Genomic DNA, 18,344 nt, shown 5'->3' with positions numbered 1-18,344 from the left:
CCGAAAGTAAAGCAAATGCCTGGCGGGAATGCCAAGTGGGCATGCCAAGCGGGGACGGTTCTCGTCTTGCATTTTCCCGGGGGAAATGCAAAGTGAGAACCGTCCCCGCGTCACATTCGGTAGGTGAAGATTTCTTCATCGTATTCAGGGTCAATCAGTCCGGAATTGATGAAGCCCTGCTTTTCGTAGAACTGTTTGGCCTTCTCATTTTCTTTTGTCACACTCAGCACGATTTCGCTGACGTCGAAATGAGCGGTAATGTAGTCGATTGCTTTTTGTACGAAGGCGCTGCCAAGCCCCTGGGCTTGATGATTTTTGTCGATCATAAAGCGGTCGAGCCAGATGTAACCCTCCTCGCTGTTCTCTGCACCGATCATCATAAAACCAACAGCTGTTTCGCCCCTGAAGAGGCCGTAGCATGTCCAGCTGTTTTCTTTATCAAAGACCGATTCCAGAAGAGAAACGTGATTACTCTCGATAAAACGCTTCTGCCTCTCTGCTGGTTCAAGGGCAATCAGCTGTCGCCAGTTACCCTCATCGACTGGGCAAATTCTCAAATCTTCCACTGCTAAAACCTCCAGACTGAACAAACCAATATCAATCATCATAGCACGTGCGAGGCGGAGAAGCGTTGCTGTTCGTGTTTGACGTCAGACAAATGCGAAGTGAGAACCGTCCCCACTTCACAGTAAGTTCTTTATAATGAACTTTTCCACTGGCGTTAAATCCTCTATTTAACAGTATTTACAAACGCTTTACAAAGAAAATTATAGAAAATTCGGAAAAAGTGTTGCGTTGATGTTCTTTATAACGTACACTTACAACTGTTGGGTCATTCGTTATAAAGAACCAATACAAAAGATGGAGGAAAAGGTGTATAAGCAGGATGATCTCGAGTTTGAGACTTTTTTGGGCTGATAAGCCTATGTAACACGGGTGGAATTACAGCCTTTTTGAACTAGAATCTTTGCTGATCATTGTGTTGACCTCCGATTCCAAAGTAGAGAGAGTTTTGCAGTTAATAAGACCGGTCTTTAGTTACGTGGATGCTGCACTTAGTAATTGTTTAAAGGGGTTTCAATTGTTTTAACTCTGTTAAAGCAAAAAAATATACAAAAAAAGGGAGAGATTCAAATGGGTATTGGGTTGAAGGTAGCAGGAGTGGGTATTGCAGGTGCAGTAGTAGCAGGGGGTACACTGGTATTTACAGGCGAACAAACGATTGAAGATGCTAAGGACTTGTTTGATGAACTGAGAGATAAGGTGTTCTCTTTCAGCCAGAATGAAACAGCTTTAGCAAATGCTCTAGGTGATCTGGAAGGTGAAGCTAACTCAACTATCGCAGAAGCTAACGCACAGATTGATGCAATGGCAATTCAGATTCAAACTCTTCAAGGGAATAAGACATACTTAGAAAACATCAAAGCATACTTAGAAGGTCAAGTTGACTCTCTAACTGCTGAAAGAGATCAACTTCAAAGTGAGCTAGGTGAAGCTAATGACACGATTGTCTCACTTAACGCTGAGATCAAAGGTCTTGAAGGAGAACTTGCAACTGTAACAGCAGAACTTGAATCTACGCAGGCTAGTCTTGTACAGTTACAATCAGAGTACGATGAGCTACTTGCTGACTACGATCTTAGCCAGGATGAGGTAGATCGCCTTGAAGCAGAGCTAACGAAAGCAAATGACAAAGTTGCAGAGCTTGAAAACTATATGACAAAGATCAAGGAAGAAACTGAAGGCTTGAACCCTATGGATGCTGATGAACTAGCAGAGGCGCTTGAAACTTCTCTAGACGGCGTATCTGATGGTGACATCACTGTTGAGAACCTTAATCTTACGTTCATGATGGACGGACACCCTGACAAAGAGACGGCAGAAGGTGAGCGTGTATGGCGTGTAACTAACCCTAATGCCTTTGACGTATCTGTAAACTGGACTCAGGCAGGAGGCGGTAGTGGACACCATCTTGCTACTCCGGGGGCATCCTTCTACATTGTGGATACTGGCAACACTATGACTATCCATTGGGAAAATGAGGATGGGGACACTAAGAGCAACACTAAAGCGGCAGGTTATTAATCTTCTTTAGGAAGTGTTTATCAGCAGGGAAACGTGAAAGTATGCTAACTTATCGGAACCGCTGAAAATAGCTCAGTAAAAAACATGAAAGCATTGACGCTTGTCACAGCTTGCCTGTGAACTAAGTATCAATGCTTTCTTCGTGTTAATTTGCAAAAGAGGGACGGTTCTTACATGACTTTTTTCTTGTCTAAAGAAGAACGCACGTTCCTGTTTTGCGGATTTAATGATAAACTATGAACATCAGTTACTTCCTCAATTTCCCTTCTTTTTACTCCTTCTCATCATTTCCTTTTTCCAGCACAGTAAAAACCAGACTCAGGTGGTGATGCCTATGCCCCGGCGTGCTCGGGAGCAAAGCCGAAGTGGTATATATCATGTTATTTGGCGTGGAGCGAATCGCCAGGAACTGTTCCACGATGACGCGGATCGCATCCGGTTTCTTGATATCACTAAACGGTTCAAGACGAAAGCGGAGATAAGTGTGTATGCCTGGTGCCTGATGAACAACCATATTCATCTGCTCGTAAAAGAAGGAAATGAGCCGATCGCGACAACGATGAAACGTGTGGGTGTAAGTTTCGTATCCTACTATAACTGGAAATACGGGACCACAGGCCATCTGTTTCAGGACCGGTTCAAAAGTGAGAAGGTGGAATCGGTGAGGTATCTGCTCACGGTTACCCGATATATTCACCAGAATCCCGTCAAAGCAGGTATGGTGGCGGCGCCGGATGACTGGAAGTGGAGCAGCAGCTCTGTGTATTTCGGGAAGGGTTCGCCACTTGTAAATGCGCTTCTGAATCGGGAGTATGTGTTAAGCAGTTTCAGCGGGAAAGGTACAGCAATGGCGACAAAGGCTTTCAGGGAATTCAATGAAGCAATCAACAATGACGAATGTCTGGATGAAGCAGCAGTGCGAAGACTTACAGATGAAGAGGCGCGGATTCAGATTATTGAGAGACTTGATTCTGTTGAGCTTGCCCATGTGAAAAGCCTTCCGAAAAACGAACGCAACGAAGCCATTGGAAGAATAAAAGGGATCAATGGAATGTCGAAGATGCAGGCAGCCAGAATTCTTGGGATTTCCCCGTACATTGTTTACCGCGCGTAAATGCAATGAGTAAATGCAATGCGGGGACGGTTCTTATGTTACATTATGGAGAGCAGGGAAACGGATATCAGCAATAATTATGCAAAACGAGAACCGTCCCCACTTAACAGGAGGTGCCAACCCAGATGAAACTGTATAAAACCGTGAAGGTGGACGAGCTTGTCTTCGATACAAGAAGGCTGGAATTTGAAGCGCTCTTAAACAAGGAGGCAAAGGAAGGCTGGGAGTTACACAGCCTCGTGCCGCAGGTGCACAACGGTTCGGTTGATAAAAATGTGGCCATATTCGTGAAGGAACAAGACTAATAGTTTGATAAAGCCGCTCTGCTTAAATCATAAGCTGAGCGGCTTTATCAATGTGAAACAGAATGTGAAACGGGAACGGTTCTCACTTTGCACTATCCTTACCAGCGCTCTGTCATTTACGAACGATCCTGCTAAAATGCAAAGTGAGAACCGTCCCCACTTAACATGCCCACTTAACACGACTCATTTTACACGGATTAATGAGAACGCTATGATGAAAGGACAAGGAAATCGATTGCCTTAGGGGGCATGATCGTTGTGAATGAAAGACAAAAAGAAATCCTGAGGCTGCTGCTGGAAGATCCCCAGTCGTATCATACCGCACTCGGTTTTGCAGATACGCTCGAACGTTCGGAAAAGACGATCCGAAATGACCTGAATGTGATTGAAAGCTGGCTCGATGAGCACTCGGACGGTGTCCGGCTCAAGCGGCAGCGGAGCAGGGGCATTACTATTGAAGCCGGAGAGGCTGAAGTACGGGAACTGATGGACTCACTTTTTTCTGCAGATACCACAAGCAGCCGGCAGGGTTCGGAAAACAGGCGGGAGGAACTGGCCGTGCTGCTCCTGTCGAGCAGAAACGCCAGATCCCTGCAGGAGCTGGCTGATCATTTTTACGTAAACAGGTCAGTCATCAGGCAGGAACTCGCTGAAATTTCAGCGTACCTGGAACGATTTTCCCTGACAGTCACGTCACGTTCCAGGGTCGGTGTCTTTGTTGAAGGAGAAGAGCGTCATAAGCGATCTGCGATGCTTGGGCTCGTACACCGACTGTACAGAGAAGAAGCACACGGATCAGTAAAAAGACTGTTCGATGATCACGAATTTCGACTGGTGGAACGAAAGCTTGCCGACAGTCAGCAGGCCCTGCCGCTGCGGCTGACGGATGAGTCTTTTCACAACATGGTTCTGCACATCCTCATCGCCGTGAAACGGATCAAGCAGCAGTGCCCGGTCATTCTTCTTAAAGAAGAACTCGCTAGAGCTGAGGAAAAACCGGAATACAGCGTGATGCACCGATTGGCTCAGAGCCTCGAACCGCTGTTTTCCATCCGTTTTCCGGAACAGGAAACCGCGTATCTGACGTTACGGATTCTCGGAGCGAAAGTGGAAAACGAGCTGAATGGGACGAGCATTCAGGTTGACGAAGGTGTTGCGTCTTATGCGGACCGCATGATCAGGGAAGTATCGCAGCTTGCCGGTCAGCCCTTTGAAACAGATGAGCAACTCCGCTCCGATATTCAGGTTCACCTTCAGTCGGCACTCCACCGCATTTTATACGAGATGCCGATCACAAACCCGATGCTATCGGAAATAAAAAAGATGTACGCCTACATGTTCCAGCTCGTCTATAAAGCCGCCAGACACCTTCAGGACGAAGGATCCTTTCAATTGCCTGAAGAGGAGACAGCGTATCTGACGCTCCACTTCCAGTCGGCGCTTGAGCGGGCACAGCAGCTTGACGGCCGACAGAGGCGGGTACTTCTCGTCTGTCCTATGGGAATCGGCATGTCTCGCCTTCTAAGAACAAAAATAGAGCGGAAATTTTCCGGACTGGATGTGGCGGGCAGTCTTGCCGCCTCTGAAGTCGACGGTAGTGTCAAAAGCAGGGCGGATTTTATCATTTCCACTGTCCCGGTGGACGCTCCGATTCCGGTTATAGAAGTGTCCCCGCTGCTGTATGAAAGCGAGCAGCTGAAAATCGCCCGGTTTGTAAAGGAGATGAATACGAGCCGCAGCTTTCCGGTACTTCACTCCCTGATAAAAAAAGACTGTATTCAGCTGAATACCCCGGGCAGTGACCGCTTTGAGCTGATCAGGAGCATTGGCAAGTGTGTCTTTGAGAAAGGCTTCACTCAGAAAAAGTATACCAAGACAAGCATAAAAAGGGAGAAAACATCGTCCACCTTTATTGGCGGCGGAGTGGCAATTCCCCACGGCGATCCGGCATTTGTGAATGAATCTGCTATTGGCATCCTCACACCTGAACGCCCTGTCAACTGGGAAAATGAAGAGGTGAGGCTTGTTTTTTTCCTCGCGAGCAAAATGGATGAGAATGAAAAAACCCGGGCTCTTTTTGCCGAACTGTCTGCACTTACGGAGGACCCGGTATTTATCCGGAAACTTTCAGAGCAGAAATCAGCAGAAGAACTTCTGGCATTGCTTCATAACTGAATTAGTTCAAAATTACCGTTACTAACGGTAATTTTTTTTGCCTGTTTTGACAGCGTTTTCATTGTAAGGTGTAGATAACAGATTGAAGGAGGGACACCTGATGAAAAAGATTGTTGCCATAACATCCTGCCCGAACGGGATTGCCCACACCTACATGGCTGCAGAAAACCTGCAGAAAGCGGCGGACAAGCTCGGGGTGGAAATCAGAATAGAAACACAGGGTTCGATCGGTGTTGAAAACGAATTGACGGAAGACGAGATCAGCGGTGCTGACGGTGTCATCATCACAGCTGATAAAACCGTGGACAAAACACGCTTTGACGGTATGCCTATGGTGGAGACCGGTGTACAGGACGGGATTCGCAAACCGGAGGAACTGATTCAGCGCATTATAGATGGAAATGCGGAGACGTTTACCGGAGGATCGTCTGTGAAATCGGCTGGTGAACATAAAAAAGAGATGAAGGACAAGCAGAATCCAGTGTACCGGCACTTAATGAACGGTGTCAGCTACATGATTCCATTTGTAGTCGTCGGTGGACTGCTGATTGCACTCGCACTTGCGATCGGAGGTACACCGACCGAAGACGGCATCGCTGTTCCGGAAGGATCGATCTGGGAACAGATTCTAAATGTCGGTGACGCTGCGTTCATGTTCATGGTACCCATTCTTGCCGGTTTTATTGCCATGAGTATTGCTGACCGCCCAGGTCTTGCTCCAGGTATGATTGGCGGTTACATTGCTGCCAATGGCGCCTTTTACGGCAGTCCGGAAGCCGAAGCCGGGTTCCTCGGCGGTATTGCCGCCGGTTTTCTCGCAGGATATCTGGCAAAGTGGATTAAGACATGGAAGGTTCCGGCGCTGATCCAGCCGATCATGCCGATTCTGGTCATTCCACTTCTAACCTCGATCGTCGTTGCCGCTGCCTTCATTTTCGTCATCGGCGCGCCGATTGCCGGTATTTTTAACGGCCTGACCGACTGGCTCTCCAGCATGCAGGGAGCAAGCTCCATCTTCCTTGCGCTCATTCTCGGTGCCATGATCGCTTTTGACATGGGCGGTCCCGTCAACAAGGTTGCCTTTATGTTCGGTGCTGCGATGGTTGCGGAAGGTAACGTGGAAATCATGGGACCAATCGCAGTGGCGATCTGTATCCCGCCGCTTGGTATGGGACTTGCCACACTCCTGGCAAGACGCAAGTACGAAGGCCCTGAAAAGGAAGCCGGGAAGGCGGCGCTTGCCATGGGTACTGTCGGTATTACGGAAGGGGCCATTCCATTTGCAGCGAAAGACCCGCTCCGTGTGATCCCTGCGAACATGGCAGGTGCGATGACCGGTGCCGTTGTTGCCATGATGGCGGGCGTCGGAAACAACGTGCCCCACGGGGGACCTGTAGTCGCAGTCTTTGGCGCTGTAAACGGTGTGGTCATGTTCTTCGTGGCCATCATCATTGGAATGATTGTCACTGCTCTCACAGCCAATCTGCTGAAAAAGAACATTCAATAATGAGGAAAACGGGAAAAGAAACGAAAACGATAAATATCACTGGAGGTTTTTAAACAATGAAGCTGACAGACATTACGAATGAAGCGTTAATTGATGTGGAACTGAACGGAAACACAAAAGAGGAAATCATTGACGAGTTGATCGGACGACTGGATGATAATGGGGTTCTGAAGTCTCAGCGCAAGTTTAAAAAAGCCATCGTCAAACGGGAAAAGGAAGGCTCTACAGGGATCGGCTTCTCCATCGCGATCCCCCACGGAAAATCCAAAGCCGTTCTGGTGCCGCGCGTGGCCTTTGGCATCAAGCGTGACGGTGTGGACTGGGAAAGTGCCGACGGGGAAGATGCACAGCTTGTGTTCATGATCGCCGTCCCGGAAAAAAGTGCCGGGGACGAGCATCTGAAAATCCTCCAGATGCTCTCCCGCAAACTCATGGACGAAGAATTCCGTCAGCAGCTGCTCGAAGCCCGGAATTCAAAAGAAGCCCTCCAGCTTCTCGAAAAAGTGTAAAGTGGGGACGGTTCTCACGTGACATTCCCCCCCGCTCTCTCACTGGAAAAGATAAAAATCAGTTAAGCCGCTATACCCACAAGACGGGTATAGCGGTTTTTTTCGATGAGTGCAAGGCTGAAAAGAGCATGTGGGGTCGGTTTCCAGGCCGCAAATTATAAAACATAAGTTCAAATAGATAGTTACGAAATATTACATAAGAACCGTCCCTAACTAACACCCAACTAACAAAAACTAAATTTTAAAAATAGTTTGACAAATTAAAACGCCCCGTATAGAATAACGACAATCAAAAAAAGAAACAGTGGTTCGATAATAGAACCACAAGGAGGGGCCATGAGTTCAAAAACAGTGGACAAGGCATTGGATGTACTTGAAATGTTCTCGAAGGAGCGTCCTTCGTGGCGGCTGAGGGAACTTGCCAGGGAACTGGATATGAGTCACTCGATCGTTTACCGGATCCTCACCTCCTTTCAGGAAAGAGGTTACGTGCATAAATGTCCGCAGACGGATAAATACGAGCTCGGCATTAAGCTTCTCGAACTGAGCAGCGTTGTAGAGGAAGGGCTTTTGCTTACGGATGTCTTGAAGCCGGTAATGGAACGCCTCGCAGAGGAAGTGGGGGAGAGCATCGTATTCACCATTCTGGATAACGAAGAGGGCGTCTACGTAAGCATCGTGGAAAGCAACAAAAAAGTAAGGTTTGCCGAATCGGTCGGGAAAAGACTCCCGCTCTATGTCGGCGCCTCGCACAAAACGATTCTGGCTCATCTCCCCAAGGAGATTCAGAGAAAAATTGTCACCAACGGAAGAGCCACCAGGCAGTTTCCGTCACTTTTCACCCAAGGAAGCCTGTTAAAACGTCTTGAGGACATTCAGCAGCAGGGCTGGGCATACTCGGCAGGCGAGACCTTTGACGATGTAGCGGCCATCTCGGTTCCGATTTTTGACTACAGGAAAACAATCCTCGGTTCCCTTTCGGTTGCCGGGCCGAGGTACCGCTTTTCAGAGGAGCAGGCCACAGAAAAACTGCCGGCTCTAAAACGCCATCAGAAGGAGGTGCACGGCTTTCTTTCAAAAACATCATTACCTGTGAGAAGAGGCTGGGTTGAGACGATGATGTAGCGGATGAATTGAATAAAACTGAAGTTAATCACAACGGAAGGAGGCAACGGATGGACAAACTGCTGGACGTTCAGAACATGGTCACTGCGTATCAGACAGAATCAGGTGAAATCCGGGCAGTCGACGGCATTTCATTTGACGTAAAAAAGGGCGAAACGGTCTGCATCGTCGGTGAGTCCGGGAGTGGAAAAAGTGTCACCTCCATGAGCATTATGCGTCTGGTTGACTATGAAAACGGTCAGGTAACAGAAGGGGCCATTCATTTCAAAGGGGATGACCTGACGAAAAAAAGCCAGTCTGCCATGCGGAAAATACGCGGGTCTCAGATCTCCATGATTTTTCAGGAGCCCATGACAGCCCTCAACCCGGTCTTTACTGTTGGCCGACAGATTATGGAGGCCATCCGCTTTCACCGTTCCATTAGTAAGAGCGAGGCGAGAACCCGGGGAGCGGAACTGCTCAGGCTCGTCGGTATATCAGACCCGGATACCAGGATGAACCAGTATCCCCACGAACTGTCCGGCGGCATGAGGCAACGGGTGATGATTGCCATTGCGCTTGCCTGTGAGCCGGAGCTCCTGATTGCAGACGAGCCTACTACGGCCCTTGACGTCACAATCGAAGCGCAGATCCTTGAACTCCTCCAGAAGCTGAAAGAGGAAATGGACATGGCAATTCTTCTGATCACCCATGATATTGGGGTAGCGGCAGAAGTATCAGACCGGATGGTGGTTATGTACGCCGGCAAGGTAATGGAAATTGCCTCCACGAAAGACGTGTTCGATGCCCCATTCCATCCATACACAAAAGGGCTGTTCGAATCGGTCCCTTCAATGGAAGGGGAGCGGGGTGTGGCTCTTCCCTCCATTAAGGGCACCATACCAAGCCTGTCTTCCATGCCCGTGGGATGCAGATTTTCCCCACGCTGCCCCTATGCCACGGAGCAGTGCCTAACCGAAGAGCCGCCTCTGGAACAGATCAACACCAGGCAGGTTGCCTGCTGGGAATGGGAACGGGTGGTCCAGGACACTTCGCAGAAGCCCCGAATCAAAGGAGGTGTGGGCATATGACCGGAGCCGTCGGCAGCAAGGAACAGCCGCTCGTTGAAATTAACGGTCTGAAGAAGTACTTTCCTCTGAAAAAGAAGTACTTCTGGCAAAAGCCAGAATATGTGAAAGCGGTCGATGACATCAGCTTTCAGATTTTCAAAGGAGAAACACTTGGTCTGGTAGGGGAGTCAGGCTGCGGTAAATCGACACTCGGACGAAATATACTACGACTGCAGGAACCGACGGAAGGAGAGGTTCTTTTTCAACACCAGAATGTTTTAGAACTGAGAAGCGGTGATCTGAGAAAGTTGCGCAGGGACATGCAGATTATTTACCAGGATCCTTTCGGCTCGCTTAACCCCCGCTTTACAATCGGCCGGATCATCGGGGAGATGTACGACATTCACGGACTGGCCTCAGGCAGGGATAAAAAGCAGAAGGTGAAAGACATGCTTGAGCTCGTCGGACTTGATCCGGACCGTTATGACAGCTACCCCCACGAATTTTCCGGCGGGCAGCGGCAGCGTGTCGGCATTGCCAGGGCACTTGCGCTCAATCCGTCCTTTGTTGTAGCGGACGAACCCGTGTCTGCTCTGGACGTTTCCGTTCAGTCCCAGATTATTAATCTGCTGATGAAGCTGAAGAAAGACCTTGGCCTGACCCTGCTCTTTATTGCCCACGGGCTGAATGTTGTCCGTCACATCTCCGACCGGGTTGGCGTGATGTATCTGGGACAGATGGTGGAGCTTGCCGAAACCGACGAACTGTTCAGGAACCCGTCCCACCCATACACCGCCGCCCTTTTATCAACAGTCCCGGAAGCGAACCCGCACAGGAAAAAAGAACGGATCGTCCTTCGGGGGGAGGTGCCCTCTCCTGCCAATCCCCCGTCCGGATGCCGATTTAGAACACGCTGTCCCCTCGCTGCTGAACGTTGCGCCAAGGAAGTGCCGAAAATGAGGGAAATCACGCAAGGTCACTACGCTGCCTGTCACTTTCCGATCGGAAAAACCGAAACGCTCAGAGAACGGATCGCCGTTCACTAACTTAAGGAGGAAAACCCATGACAAAAACAACCCGCATTGGCAACCCGAAAAAATATGACGGTTACAAATCCTTTCAGTACCTTGAGGAAGGCAAAGACTATCAGCCCTACAAACTGGCAAAAGAAATCGATCGCGTTCCCGCGTACACATATCCCGTAAGTGAGGAAGAAGAGGAAAAAGTACAGGATATCCTTGGAAAAGAACACATTGTCTCCATGCATGAGCACACGTTTATCTGTCCCGAAGACGTCTCGGAAATCTTTGAATTCCGCAGGCAGGGCCGGGACTGGACCGCCTTCGAAGCACTCAGCAGATCCGGACTGGATGTGATTTTTGAAAACTTCATGGACGGGACGGCCATGATTACCTCCCAGGCTGGGTGGAAATGGTCGGATGTGATTCACGATATCGGCATCCGTTACAGCGACATTGCCCACCAGGACATGGTGATAAAGGCGGAACGGATTGATGATCTATACCGGGCAAAAAAAGAAGGGAAAATTGCTTTCGTTTCCTCTCTTGAAGCAGCGACGATGATCGAAAACGAACTGGACAGGCTTGATGTTCTCTATGGACTAGGTGTCCGGTGTATGGGGATCGCCTATTCTGAAGCCAATCAGCTCGGGGCTGGGCTTCGTGAGCCGAGTGACGGCGGCCTGACTGTTTTCGGAAAACAGGCAGTGGAACGAATGAACAAGCTTGGAATTACCATTGACGTGTCGCACTGCGGAGATCAGACTGCCCTTGATACGATCGAAACGAGCACCAAACCGGTCTCAATCACGCACGTTGGGGCACGAAGTCTCTGGAAAACGAATCGGATGAAGCCGGATGAAGTGATCAAAGCTTGTGCGGAAAAAGGCGGGGTGATTGCGATCGAAGCAGCCCCTCATACGACGCTTACGCACAATCATCCATCTCACTCGATCGAGTCATTTATGGAGCATTTCGAGTACGTTGCCAATCTTGTCGGCATCGATCATGTGGCATTCGGACCGGATACGCTCTTCGGTGATCACGTACAGCTGCACAGTGTGTTTGCCAGACAGCTTTCCATCGGCAGCTCTCACAAAGGACCGGCATTCGACAAAGTGGAGTACGTGAAAGGACTGGAAAACCCGGCGGAGTGCTTCCCGAACATTGCCCGCTGGCTCGTGAAACACGGTTACGGGGAAGAAGCCATCAGAAAAGTAATGGGACAGAACATCCTTCGCCTACTTGAAGAAACCTGGGCGAAATAAATAAAAAGGAGTGATCATGGGATGAAAAAAACAAGTCGTTTACTGGCAGCCGTTGCAGGGAGTTTACTGATTTTTACCGCTTGTGCGTATGGAGAGGAAGACACGGGCACGGGAGAGGAAGGCACACCGGATGATTCGACTGAAGCTGCAACGGAGGGCGAGGCACAGCAGGGCGGCAAGGTTGCCATTCCGATCGTTGCCGACCCGACCTTTAACCCATGGCACCCTAACGCTTACGCAGAATCGAATGTCGTCAACCGGGTTCTGTTTTCAGGTCTTACAAAGCCCGGAAAGGACCTTCTTCCCTCACCGGATTTAGCGGAGGACTGGGAAACTTCGGATGATGAACTCGAATGGACTTTTCATCTGAGGGACGATGTGGAGTGGCATGACGGGGAGCCGTTTACAGCGGAAGATGTGGCGTTCACCTTTAACGAGATTGCCCTTGATTCCTCACTCGGAGCGAACAATACCTCGTACTTTACGGAGGTTGAGGAAGTGGAAGTGGTCGATGATCACACGGTTGTTTTTCACATGAACAGCCCGGTTGCGGCACTGCCGGCCTATCTGAGCTTTAATACGGAAATCATTCCGAAGCACATCTTTGAAGGGGAGGATCCGTGGGAGCTGAACTCATTTAACAAAGGGGAGCCTGTCGGGACCGGTCCTTTCAAAATCAAGGACTATACGTCGGGACAGAGCGTGACGCTTGAGCGTAACGAGAACTATTACGGCGATGAAGCCCTCCTCGATGAAGTCGAGTACCGGGTTCTGGCTGATGTGAATACGCACGTGGCGCAGGTGCTGAGCGGCGAACTATCTATTTTCTCCCTTGATGACACGTCTTCAATCGAGCGGATTGAAAGCTCGGATGGGGTCGGCGTCTATCCAAGGGAAACAACACGTTTTTTCTGGATTTCCCTGAATCAGGAAGAAGAGAAGTTTCAGGACAAGCTCGTCAGACAGGCGATGCTTCATGCGATTGACCGCGAGTATATTATCGACACCGTGCTACAGGGTTACGGCACCATTGCCGATGCCGGCATTGCTCCGGCGCTGGAAGAGTATTACACCGATGATGTGCCGCGCTTTGATTACGACCCTGACCAGGCTGAAGCCCTGCTTGCCGAAGCAGGCTGGGAAAAAAATGATGACGGTATACTTGAAAAAGACGGGGAAACATTTGAGATTTCCTTTGAAATCGGCATTCAGGGTGACCTTGAACCGGTTTCCCAGCTCGTACAGCAGTATCTTCGCACAGCCGGTTTCGACGTGACTCTTGAAACGATGGAATGGAACACGATGATTGACCAGGTGGTCATTAACCGGGATTACGAGATGACACTCAACTGGTGGAGATATCCGGCTGATCCGGACCTTCTGCCTTACATGCACTCGTCCACTGCCGGAACAGGCAACAATATTCCAGGCTATCAGAACGAAGAGATGGATGCCCTTCTTGAAGCCGGTTCACGTGAGAGTGACGTGGATGCCCGGGCGGACATTTATGCAGAGCTTCAGGAACTGATGGCTGAAGAACAGCCGTACCTGTTCCTCTGGTACCCTCAGGAAGCCCAGGTGAAAGTGGATGGTCTGCAGGGTGTTCCTGAACTGGCCTTTGGTGACGCGCTGCATTATATCAATGAATGGTACGTGGAAGAGTAATAAGTACCAGGAACAGGGGCTTCGGCCCCTGCCCTGTCACACGTGTAGACGGAAGGGGGAAAGAAGATGGGGAAATTTCTTGCGAACCGCCTGGGACAGAGCATCGTCCTGCTGCTGATAGTCAGCGTGATTACGTTTTTCCTGATTAATCTCGCACCGGGTGGGCCATCCTCTGTGATGCGGATGGATGCTTCACCGGAAGAACGGCAGGCAATGATTGACAGGCTCGGGCTTGATGACCCCGTTCCGGTACGTTACGTACAGTGGCTCGGTGACGCGGTCCGTGGTGATTTCGGGACCTCATTCTCCACGAGTGAGCCTGTAACAGACAGAGTTATGTCCAGGATTCCGTACACGCTCGAGTTGACCGTTTTTACCATAGTCTTTTCAGTCTTTTTCGGTATCCTGTTTGGTATTATTGCTGCCATGAAACGGGGAGGTTTCAGGGAGTATTCCATTAACTTTATCAGTGTAATCGGCCTGTCTGTCCCAGGATTCTGGCTCGGGATCATGCTCATCCTCCTTTTTTCCGTCCAGCTTGGATGGCTGCCATCCTCAGGTGTGGGGCCGAGGGGCGCTGATTTCAGTTTCACCGGCTGGATCGCGCACCTGATAATGCCGGTTCTGATTCTGTCTACAACGATTCTGCCTAATATTGTGCGCTTCACCCGCTCATCCATGCTTGAGGTGGTTTCCCAGAACTACATTCGTACCGCACGGGCGAAAGGGGCGAAGGAATCGCTGGTCATTTACGTTCATGCCCTGCGGAACGCTCTGATCCCCGTAGTATCTATTATTGGTGTACTGATACCGAGGCTGTTAAGCGGGGCGGTCATAACAGAAGCCATTTTCGGCTGGCCCGGGATAGGCTCCCTCATTATTGAAGCGGCCAGAGGGCGGGATTATCCTCTGGTGATGGGTGTGACGATTTTCGTTACGATTGTCGTGATTGTATGTAACCTGATTGTCGATATGATCTATTCGAAGATTGACCCGAGAGTGAAAAATGTGTGATCCATGAAGGAGAGGTGAAACGTAATGGCAGAACCTGCTGCAGACCCCCGGGGAATGGCGCCTGCTCATCCCGAACAGAAAGCGCCTCCTGTTAAATCGACCGTGTTCCGGAGGTTAAGAAAAAATAAAGTGGCTTTTGTATCGCTTTGGTTTATTGTAGCTGTTCATCTTGTCGTGTTTCTCGGCCCCCTTTTCTGGCGGGTGGACCCCGAGGCCCTGACTACGGCCGGGGGCCTTGCGGGCTGGTCGCTACAGCATCCGATGGGAACAGATAACATCGGCCGGGATGTGTTTGCGAGAATGCTTCACGGCGGTCAGGTGACCCTCCTGGTTGGCCTGACCTCCATGGTGTTTTCCGTCCTGATCGGCGTCCTGATCGGAGCGAGTGCAGGCTTTTTCGGTAAAGCAGTCGAGGCTGTGCTGATGCGGTTCACCGAAGCGATGATGGCGATCCCGAACTTCTTTTTCGTTCTGGTTGCCCTTACTGTTCTCGGGACGAACCCGGTCATGGTGGTAGTCGTAATTGCCATCTCCTCATGGATGGAAATCACCAGAGTTGTTTACGGAGAAACACTGAAATGGAAAGAGTACGAATTTGTGGAAGCGGCAAGGTCGTCGGGGGCAACGCGCTTCAGGACGCTGTTTCGTTACGTGATTCCGCAGATCATTCCGACAATCATTGTGGCAGCCACACTGTGTATCGCCTGGGCGATATTAACCGAGAGTGCAATCAGTTACCTTGGTCTGGGCATTCAGCCGCCAACGCCGACGTGGGGCAACATGCTTCAGAACGCCCAGCAGTATATCTGGACAGCACCGATCCTCGGTATTCTGCCCGGCATGGCGATCACCCTGATCGTGCTGGCGTACAACATGCTTGGTGACGGTCTCCGGGATGCGCTTGATCCGAAGTACGTGAAGAAATAACATTGGTAATCTGGCGGGGCTCTGCGCCCTGCAGGGACGGAGGGAAAACAATGCGAATGACGGTTAACGGAAACGAGCTTTATTATGAAATTCACGGAAACCCGGAAGGCGAAACGATTTTCTTTATTCACGGAGCCCCGGGAATCGGGGACTGCCGCGGGGATATACAGTCCTTTTCCCCGCTCGGTGATGAGTACCGGCTTGTGTTTATGGATATGAGAGGATCGGGGCGCTCGGAAGGGAAACCGCCGTTTACTCACGAGCAGTGGACTGCCGACATTGAAGCGATGCGAAAGGAACTTGTGAACGGGCCGATCCGTATTCTCGGCGGCTCATACGGTGGATTTCTAACACTTGAGTATGTGCTTCGTTATCCGCAAAATGTAACACATGTGATGCTTCGGGACACTGCCGCGAGCAGTGAGTTCAATCAGTTGTCCATCGACCGGGCGCTGAACAGTGACCTGGCCAACATTAGTGAGGACGATATTTACAGGCTGTTTGAAGGAAAAGTACATTCCGATGAGGAACTCAAGCGGATGTTCGGTGCGATTCTCCCGCTGTATACGGTGGAGTATGATGAAGAAAAAGCGAAGGAACGCCTTGAGAATATCTACTTCCGTCATGAAACTCACAACTATGCGTTCCGGTATAATAAGCCCGAATATGATCTGACAGGACGGCTTAAGGAGATCCAGGTGCCCGTGCTCGTTACGGTCGGTCGCCATGACTGGGTCACCCCCGTCGTTTGCTCAGATAAAATTGCCGCCAACGTCCAGGATGCCACTTATGTAATCTTTGAAAACAGCGGCCACTCACCCCAGGTTGAAGAAAATGAAAAATATCTCAGCCTCGTAAGAGATTTCCTCAAAGTGCGAAGTGGGGACGGTTCCCGCGTTACAAAATGAGACTAGACCGGGAGGTTAGGTGGGGACGGTTCTCACGTGGCATCTGTAAGTTGAGAGGAACAGGAGAAAGAAGAAGAGATCAGAGTCCATTCAAATCGTGTTGCAGTTAGTAAAGGAAAAGCCGCTTTGCTTAAGAGCAGAGCGGCTTAAAGAAGGTGTGTTGAAATGCAGGGACGGGGATCGTACAGCTGCAAAAATAATCAAAAGGGTATAGATTTTCAGGGTAAAATGCCACCTGAGAACCGTCCCCATTTTATGCTATCTCCTTGCAAAATCAACGAACTGGAATTTATCGGGTCTGTGGCTGGATTCTGTATACTGAAAGAGACTTGCATCACTAAGATAAACATAGTTTCGTACGATAACCACATTATTTTCCCCGTTCAAATCGATGTATGCTTTTTCTTCCTCATCCGGCTTGCGTACGGTGATTTCCTTCTTGGCAAAGCTGATTTTCAAGTTCAGCTCTTTTTCAAGATATTCATAGATCGAATTCTCACAAATCTCCTCTGTCAAATGCTCCACATAAGCTTTATTGATGTAATCTTTATCGTAAATGATCTTTTCTCCGTCAATTTCCCTCGAACGTTTAACTACCCAGATTTCATCGTTTTTTTTGATATTCAAATGGTTCATCGTGTTTTCTGTCGGGTGCTCGCAGGATAAATGCTGCACGACCGTCCGGTGAGTTTTTCCCATTTTTTTGGCAAGTTCCTTAAACGATACAAGACCTGAGACTGGAAAATCAATTTTGTCAGAACCAAGTACAACCGAGCCTTTACCACGAACTTTTTGGATAAAGCCATGCTGGGCAAGAAGGTTCAGTCCTTTCCGGACTGTTTCCCTTGAGGTACTGTAAATTTCCATAAGATCATGCTCAGAGGGTAAGGTTTTTTTTGCTTTATACTTTTTACGCCTTATTTGTTCCACAATATCGGTATAAATCACCATGTACTTGCTTTCCATAAAAAATCTCCTTTGACTAAAACAGTGTCGGTTAAGCTGTCCGGCGATTCACACTGAGTGTATACCGGAAAAACAGATAGAATGATAAGTAGGCAAAAACGGATCCGGTGAAGAAAATAAAAACGACTGGAAATCTAGCAGTAAAATAAACGAAGGAGGTCCCGAGTACAATCGTTCCGAGCAGCATAACCGGGCTGCCTAAAGTAACCAGCAAGGAATTTGAAAACAGCTTTTTCATCGGCATCCTGTAATGGGAGTGGAAGCAGAAAAAAACCACGGTATTTACAAAAAGAAGGATGCCTGCAATGATCAAAATCATTCCCAGTAAATCGTTTACTGATGAAAGGTACTGGTAGTCCAGGAACCAGACAGCCCAGATAAAAGCATACACGCTCCCCGCCCGAAAACTTGTCCGGTAATTTTCACGTATAAGAGCCCAATACCTTTTTAACAGTGACGATTGTTCAGATTCCATTATCCATTCACGCGTTATTGCAAAAAGTGCAGTGGTACTAGGGAACAGCAAAAATGCTGTTAAAATCATAAGTAAGGTCAGAGGAACAAGCATTTCCATAAACGAACCGGTGGAAAGCATGATGATAGTGATTACAGCGAAAGGTCCGTTAATTATAACCCATAGAAGGTTGATCAATGAAAATTTCATAATCCAGTTGGCTATTTGAACGATTAGATGGGAAAAGCCCGAGA

General features: G+C 49.2%; 17 protein-coding genes. 14 read left to right on the top strand and 3 right to left on the bottom strand.

The annotated features are described in order from the left end of the window. Positions 1-110: 110 nt before the first annotated feature. The gene (locus tag CR205_RS16335; protein WP_161524817.1) at positions 111-566 is read right to left on the bottom strand and encodes a GNAT family N-acetyltransferase; all 456 of its coding nucleotides are present in this window, start codon (positions 564-566) and stop codon (positions 111-113) included. A 568-nt stretch (positions 567-1,134) separates the two neighbouring features. On the opposite strand from CR205_RS16335, the gene CR205_RS16330 reads away from it, so the two are divergent. The 14 genes from CR205_RS16330 (at position 1,135) to CR205_RS16265 (ending at position 16,670) form a co-directional block, all read left to right on the top strand. Beyond that, complete coding sequence (locus tag CR205_RS16330) at positions 1,135-2,085, top strand: GumC domain-containing protein (RefSeq protein ID WP_110521213.1); 951 nt, start codon at positions 1,135-1,137, stop codon at positions 2,083-2,085. A gap of 334 nt (positions 2,086-2,419) precedes the next feature. Next, positions 2,420-3,199 carry a transposase gene (locus CR205_RS16325; protein ID WP_110521212.1) on the top strand — a complete coding sequence of 260 codons (780 nt, stop codon included), beginning with the start codon at positions 2,420-2,422 and terminating at the stop codon, positions 3,197-3,199. Positions 3,200-3,324: 125 nt separating this feature from the next. Then, positions 3,325-3,504 carry a DUF4177 domain-containing protein gene (locus CR205_RS16320; protein WP_110521211.1) on the top strand — a complete coding sequence of 60 codons (180 nt, stop codon included), beginning with the start codon at positions 3,325-3,327 and terminating at the stop codon, positions 3,502-3,504. A gap of 258 nt (positions 3,505-3,762) precedes the next feature. After that, positions 3,763-5,679, top strand: a complete 1,917-nt coding sequence (locus CR205_RS16315; RefSeq protein ID WP_161524816.1) for a BglG family transcription antiterminator — start codon at positions 3,763-3,765, stop codon at positions 5,677-5,679. Positions 5,680-5,779: 100 nt separating this feature from the next. Then, positions 5,780-7,186 carry a PTS fructose transporter subunit IIC gene (locus CR205_RS16310; protein ID WP_110521209.1) on the top strand — a complete coding sequence of 469 codons (1,407 nt, stop codon included), beginning with the start codon at positions 5,780-5,782 and terminating at the stop codon, positions 7,184-7,186. Between the two features lie 56 nt (positions 7,187-7,242). Further along, positions 7,243-7,695, top strand: coding sequence for a PTS sugar transporter subunit IIA (locus CR205_RS20880; protein WP_110521208.1), 453 nt, complete (start codon positions 7,243-7,245; stop codon positions 7,693-7,695). Positions 7,696-8,031: 336 nt separating this feature from the next. After that, a complete protein-coding gene (locus CR205_RS16300; RefSeq protein WP_110521207.1) occupies positions 8,032-8,820 on the top strand; it encodes an IclR family transcriptional regulator in 789 nt (262 codons plus the stop codon). 50 nt (positions 8,821-8,870) lie between these two features. Beyond that, entirely contained in the window at positions 8,871-9,890 is a 1,020-nt protein-coding gene (locus CR205_RS16295; RefSeq protein ID WP_110521206.1) for an ABC transporter ATP-binding protein, read from the top strand. Next, positions 9,887-10,915, top strand: a complete 1,029-nt coding sequence (locus CR205_RS16290; RefSeq protein WP_110521205.1) for an ABC transporter ATP-binding protein — start codon at positions 9,887-9,889, stop codon at positions 10,913-10,915. The genes CR205_RS16295 and CR205_RS16290 overlap by 4 nt, the downstream gene beginning before the upstream one ends. 17 nt (positions 10,916-10,932) lie before the next feature. Beyond that, positions 10,933-12,156, top strand: a complete 1,224-nt coding sequence (locus CR205_RS16285; protein ID WP_110521204.1) for a dipeptidase — start codon at positions 10,933-10,935, stop codon at positions 12,154-12,156. 21 nt (positions 12,157-12,177) lie between these two features. Next, positions 12,178-13,821, top strand: a complete 1,644-nt coding sequence (locus tag CR205_RS16280; protein ID WP_110521203.1) for an ABC transporter substrate-binding protein — start codon at positions 12,178-12,180, stop codon at positions 13,819-13,821. Between the two features lie 66 nt (positions 13,822-13,887). Next, the gene (locus tag CR205_RS16275) at positions 13,888-14,835 is read left to right on the top strand and encodes an ABC transporter permease (RefSeq protein WP_110521202.1); all 948 of its coding nucleotides are present in this window, start codon (positions 13,888-13,890) and stop codon (positions 14,833-14,835) included. A 24-nt stretch (positions 14,836-14,859) separates the two neighbouring features. Further along, entirely contained in the window at positions 14,860-15,762 is a 903-nt protein-coding gene (locus tag CR205_RS16270; RefSeq protein ID WP_236634870.1) for an ABC transporter permease, read from the top strand. 50 nt (positions 15,763-15,812) lie between these two features. Continuing rightward, positions 15,813-16,670: an alpha/beta fold hydrolase gene (locus CR205_RS16265; protein ID WP_110521201.1), complete on the top strand. Its 858-nt coding sequence runs from the start codon at positions 15,813-15,815 to the stop codon at positions 16,668-16,670. A 258-nt stretch (positions 16,671-16,928) separates the two neighbouring features. Here CR205_RS16265 and treR read toward each other — a convergent pair whose 3' ends face one another. Continuing rightward, the gene (treR, locus tag CR205_RS16260; RefSeq protein WP_110521200.1) at positions 16,929-17,636 is read right to left on the bottom strand and encodes a trehalose operon repressor; all 708 of its coding nucleotides are present in this window, start codon (positions 17,634-17,636) and stop codon (positions 16,929-16,931) included. 31 nt (positions 17,637-17,667) lie between these two features. Then, positions 17,668-18,300: a YesL family protein gene (locus tag CR205_RS20745; RefSeq protein ID WP_268877433.1), complete on the bottom strand. Its 633-nt coding sequence runs from the start codon at positions 18,298-18,300 to the stop codon at positions 17,668-17,670. Positions 18,301-18,344 lie beyond the last annotated feature (44 nt).

It is taken from the genome of Alteribacter lacisalsi, assembly GCF_003226345.1.
Taxonomy (GTDB): domain Bacteria; phylum Bacillota; class Bacilli; order Bacillales; family Salisediminibacteriaceae; genus Alteribacter; species Alteribacter lacisalsi.
This window is presented reverse-complemented; position numbering and strand designations above follow the sequence as displayed.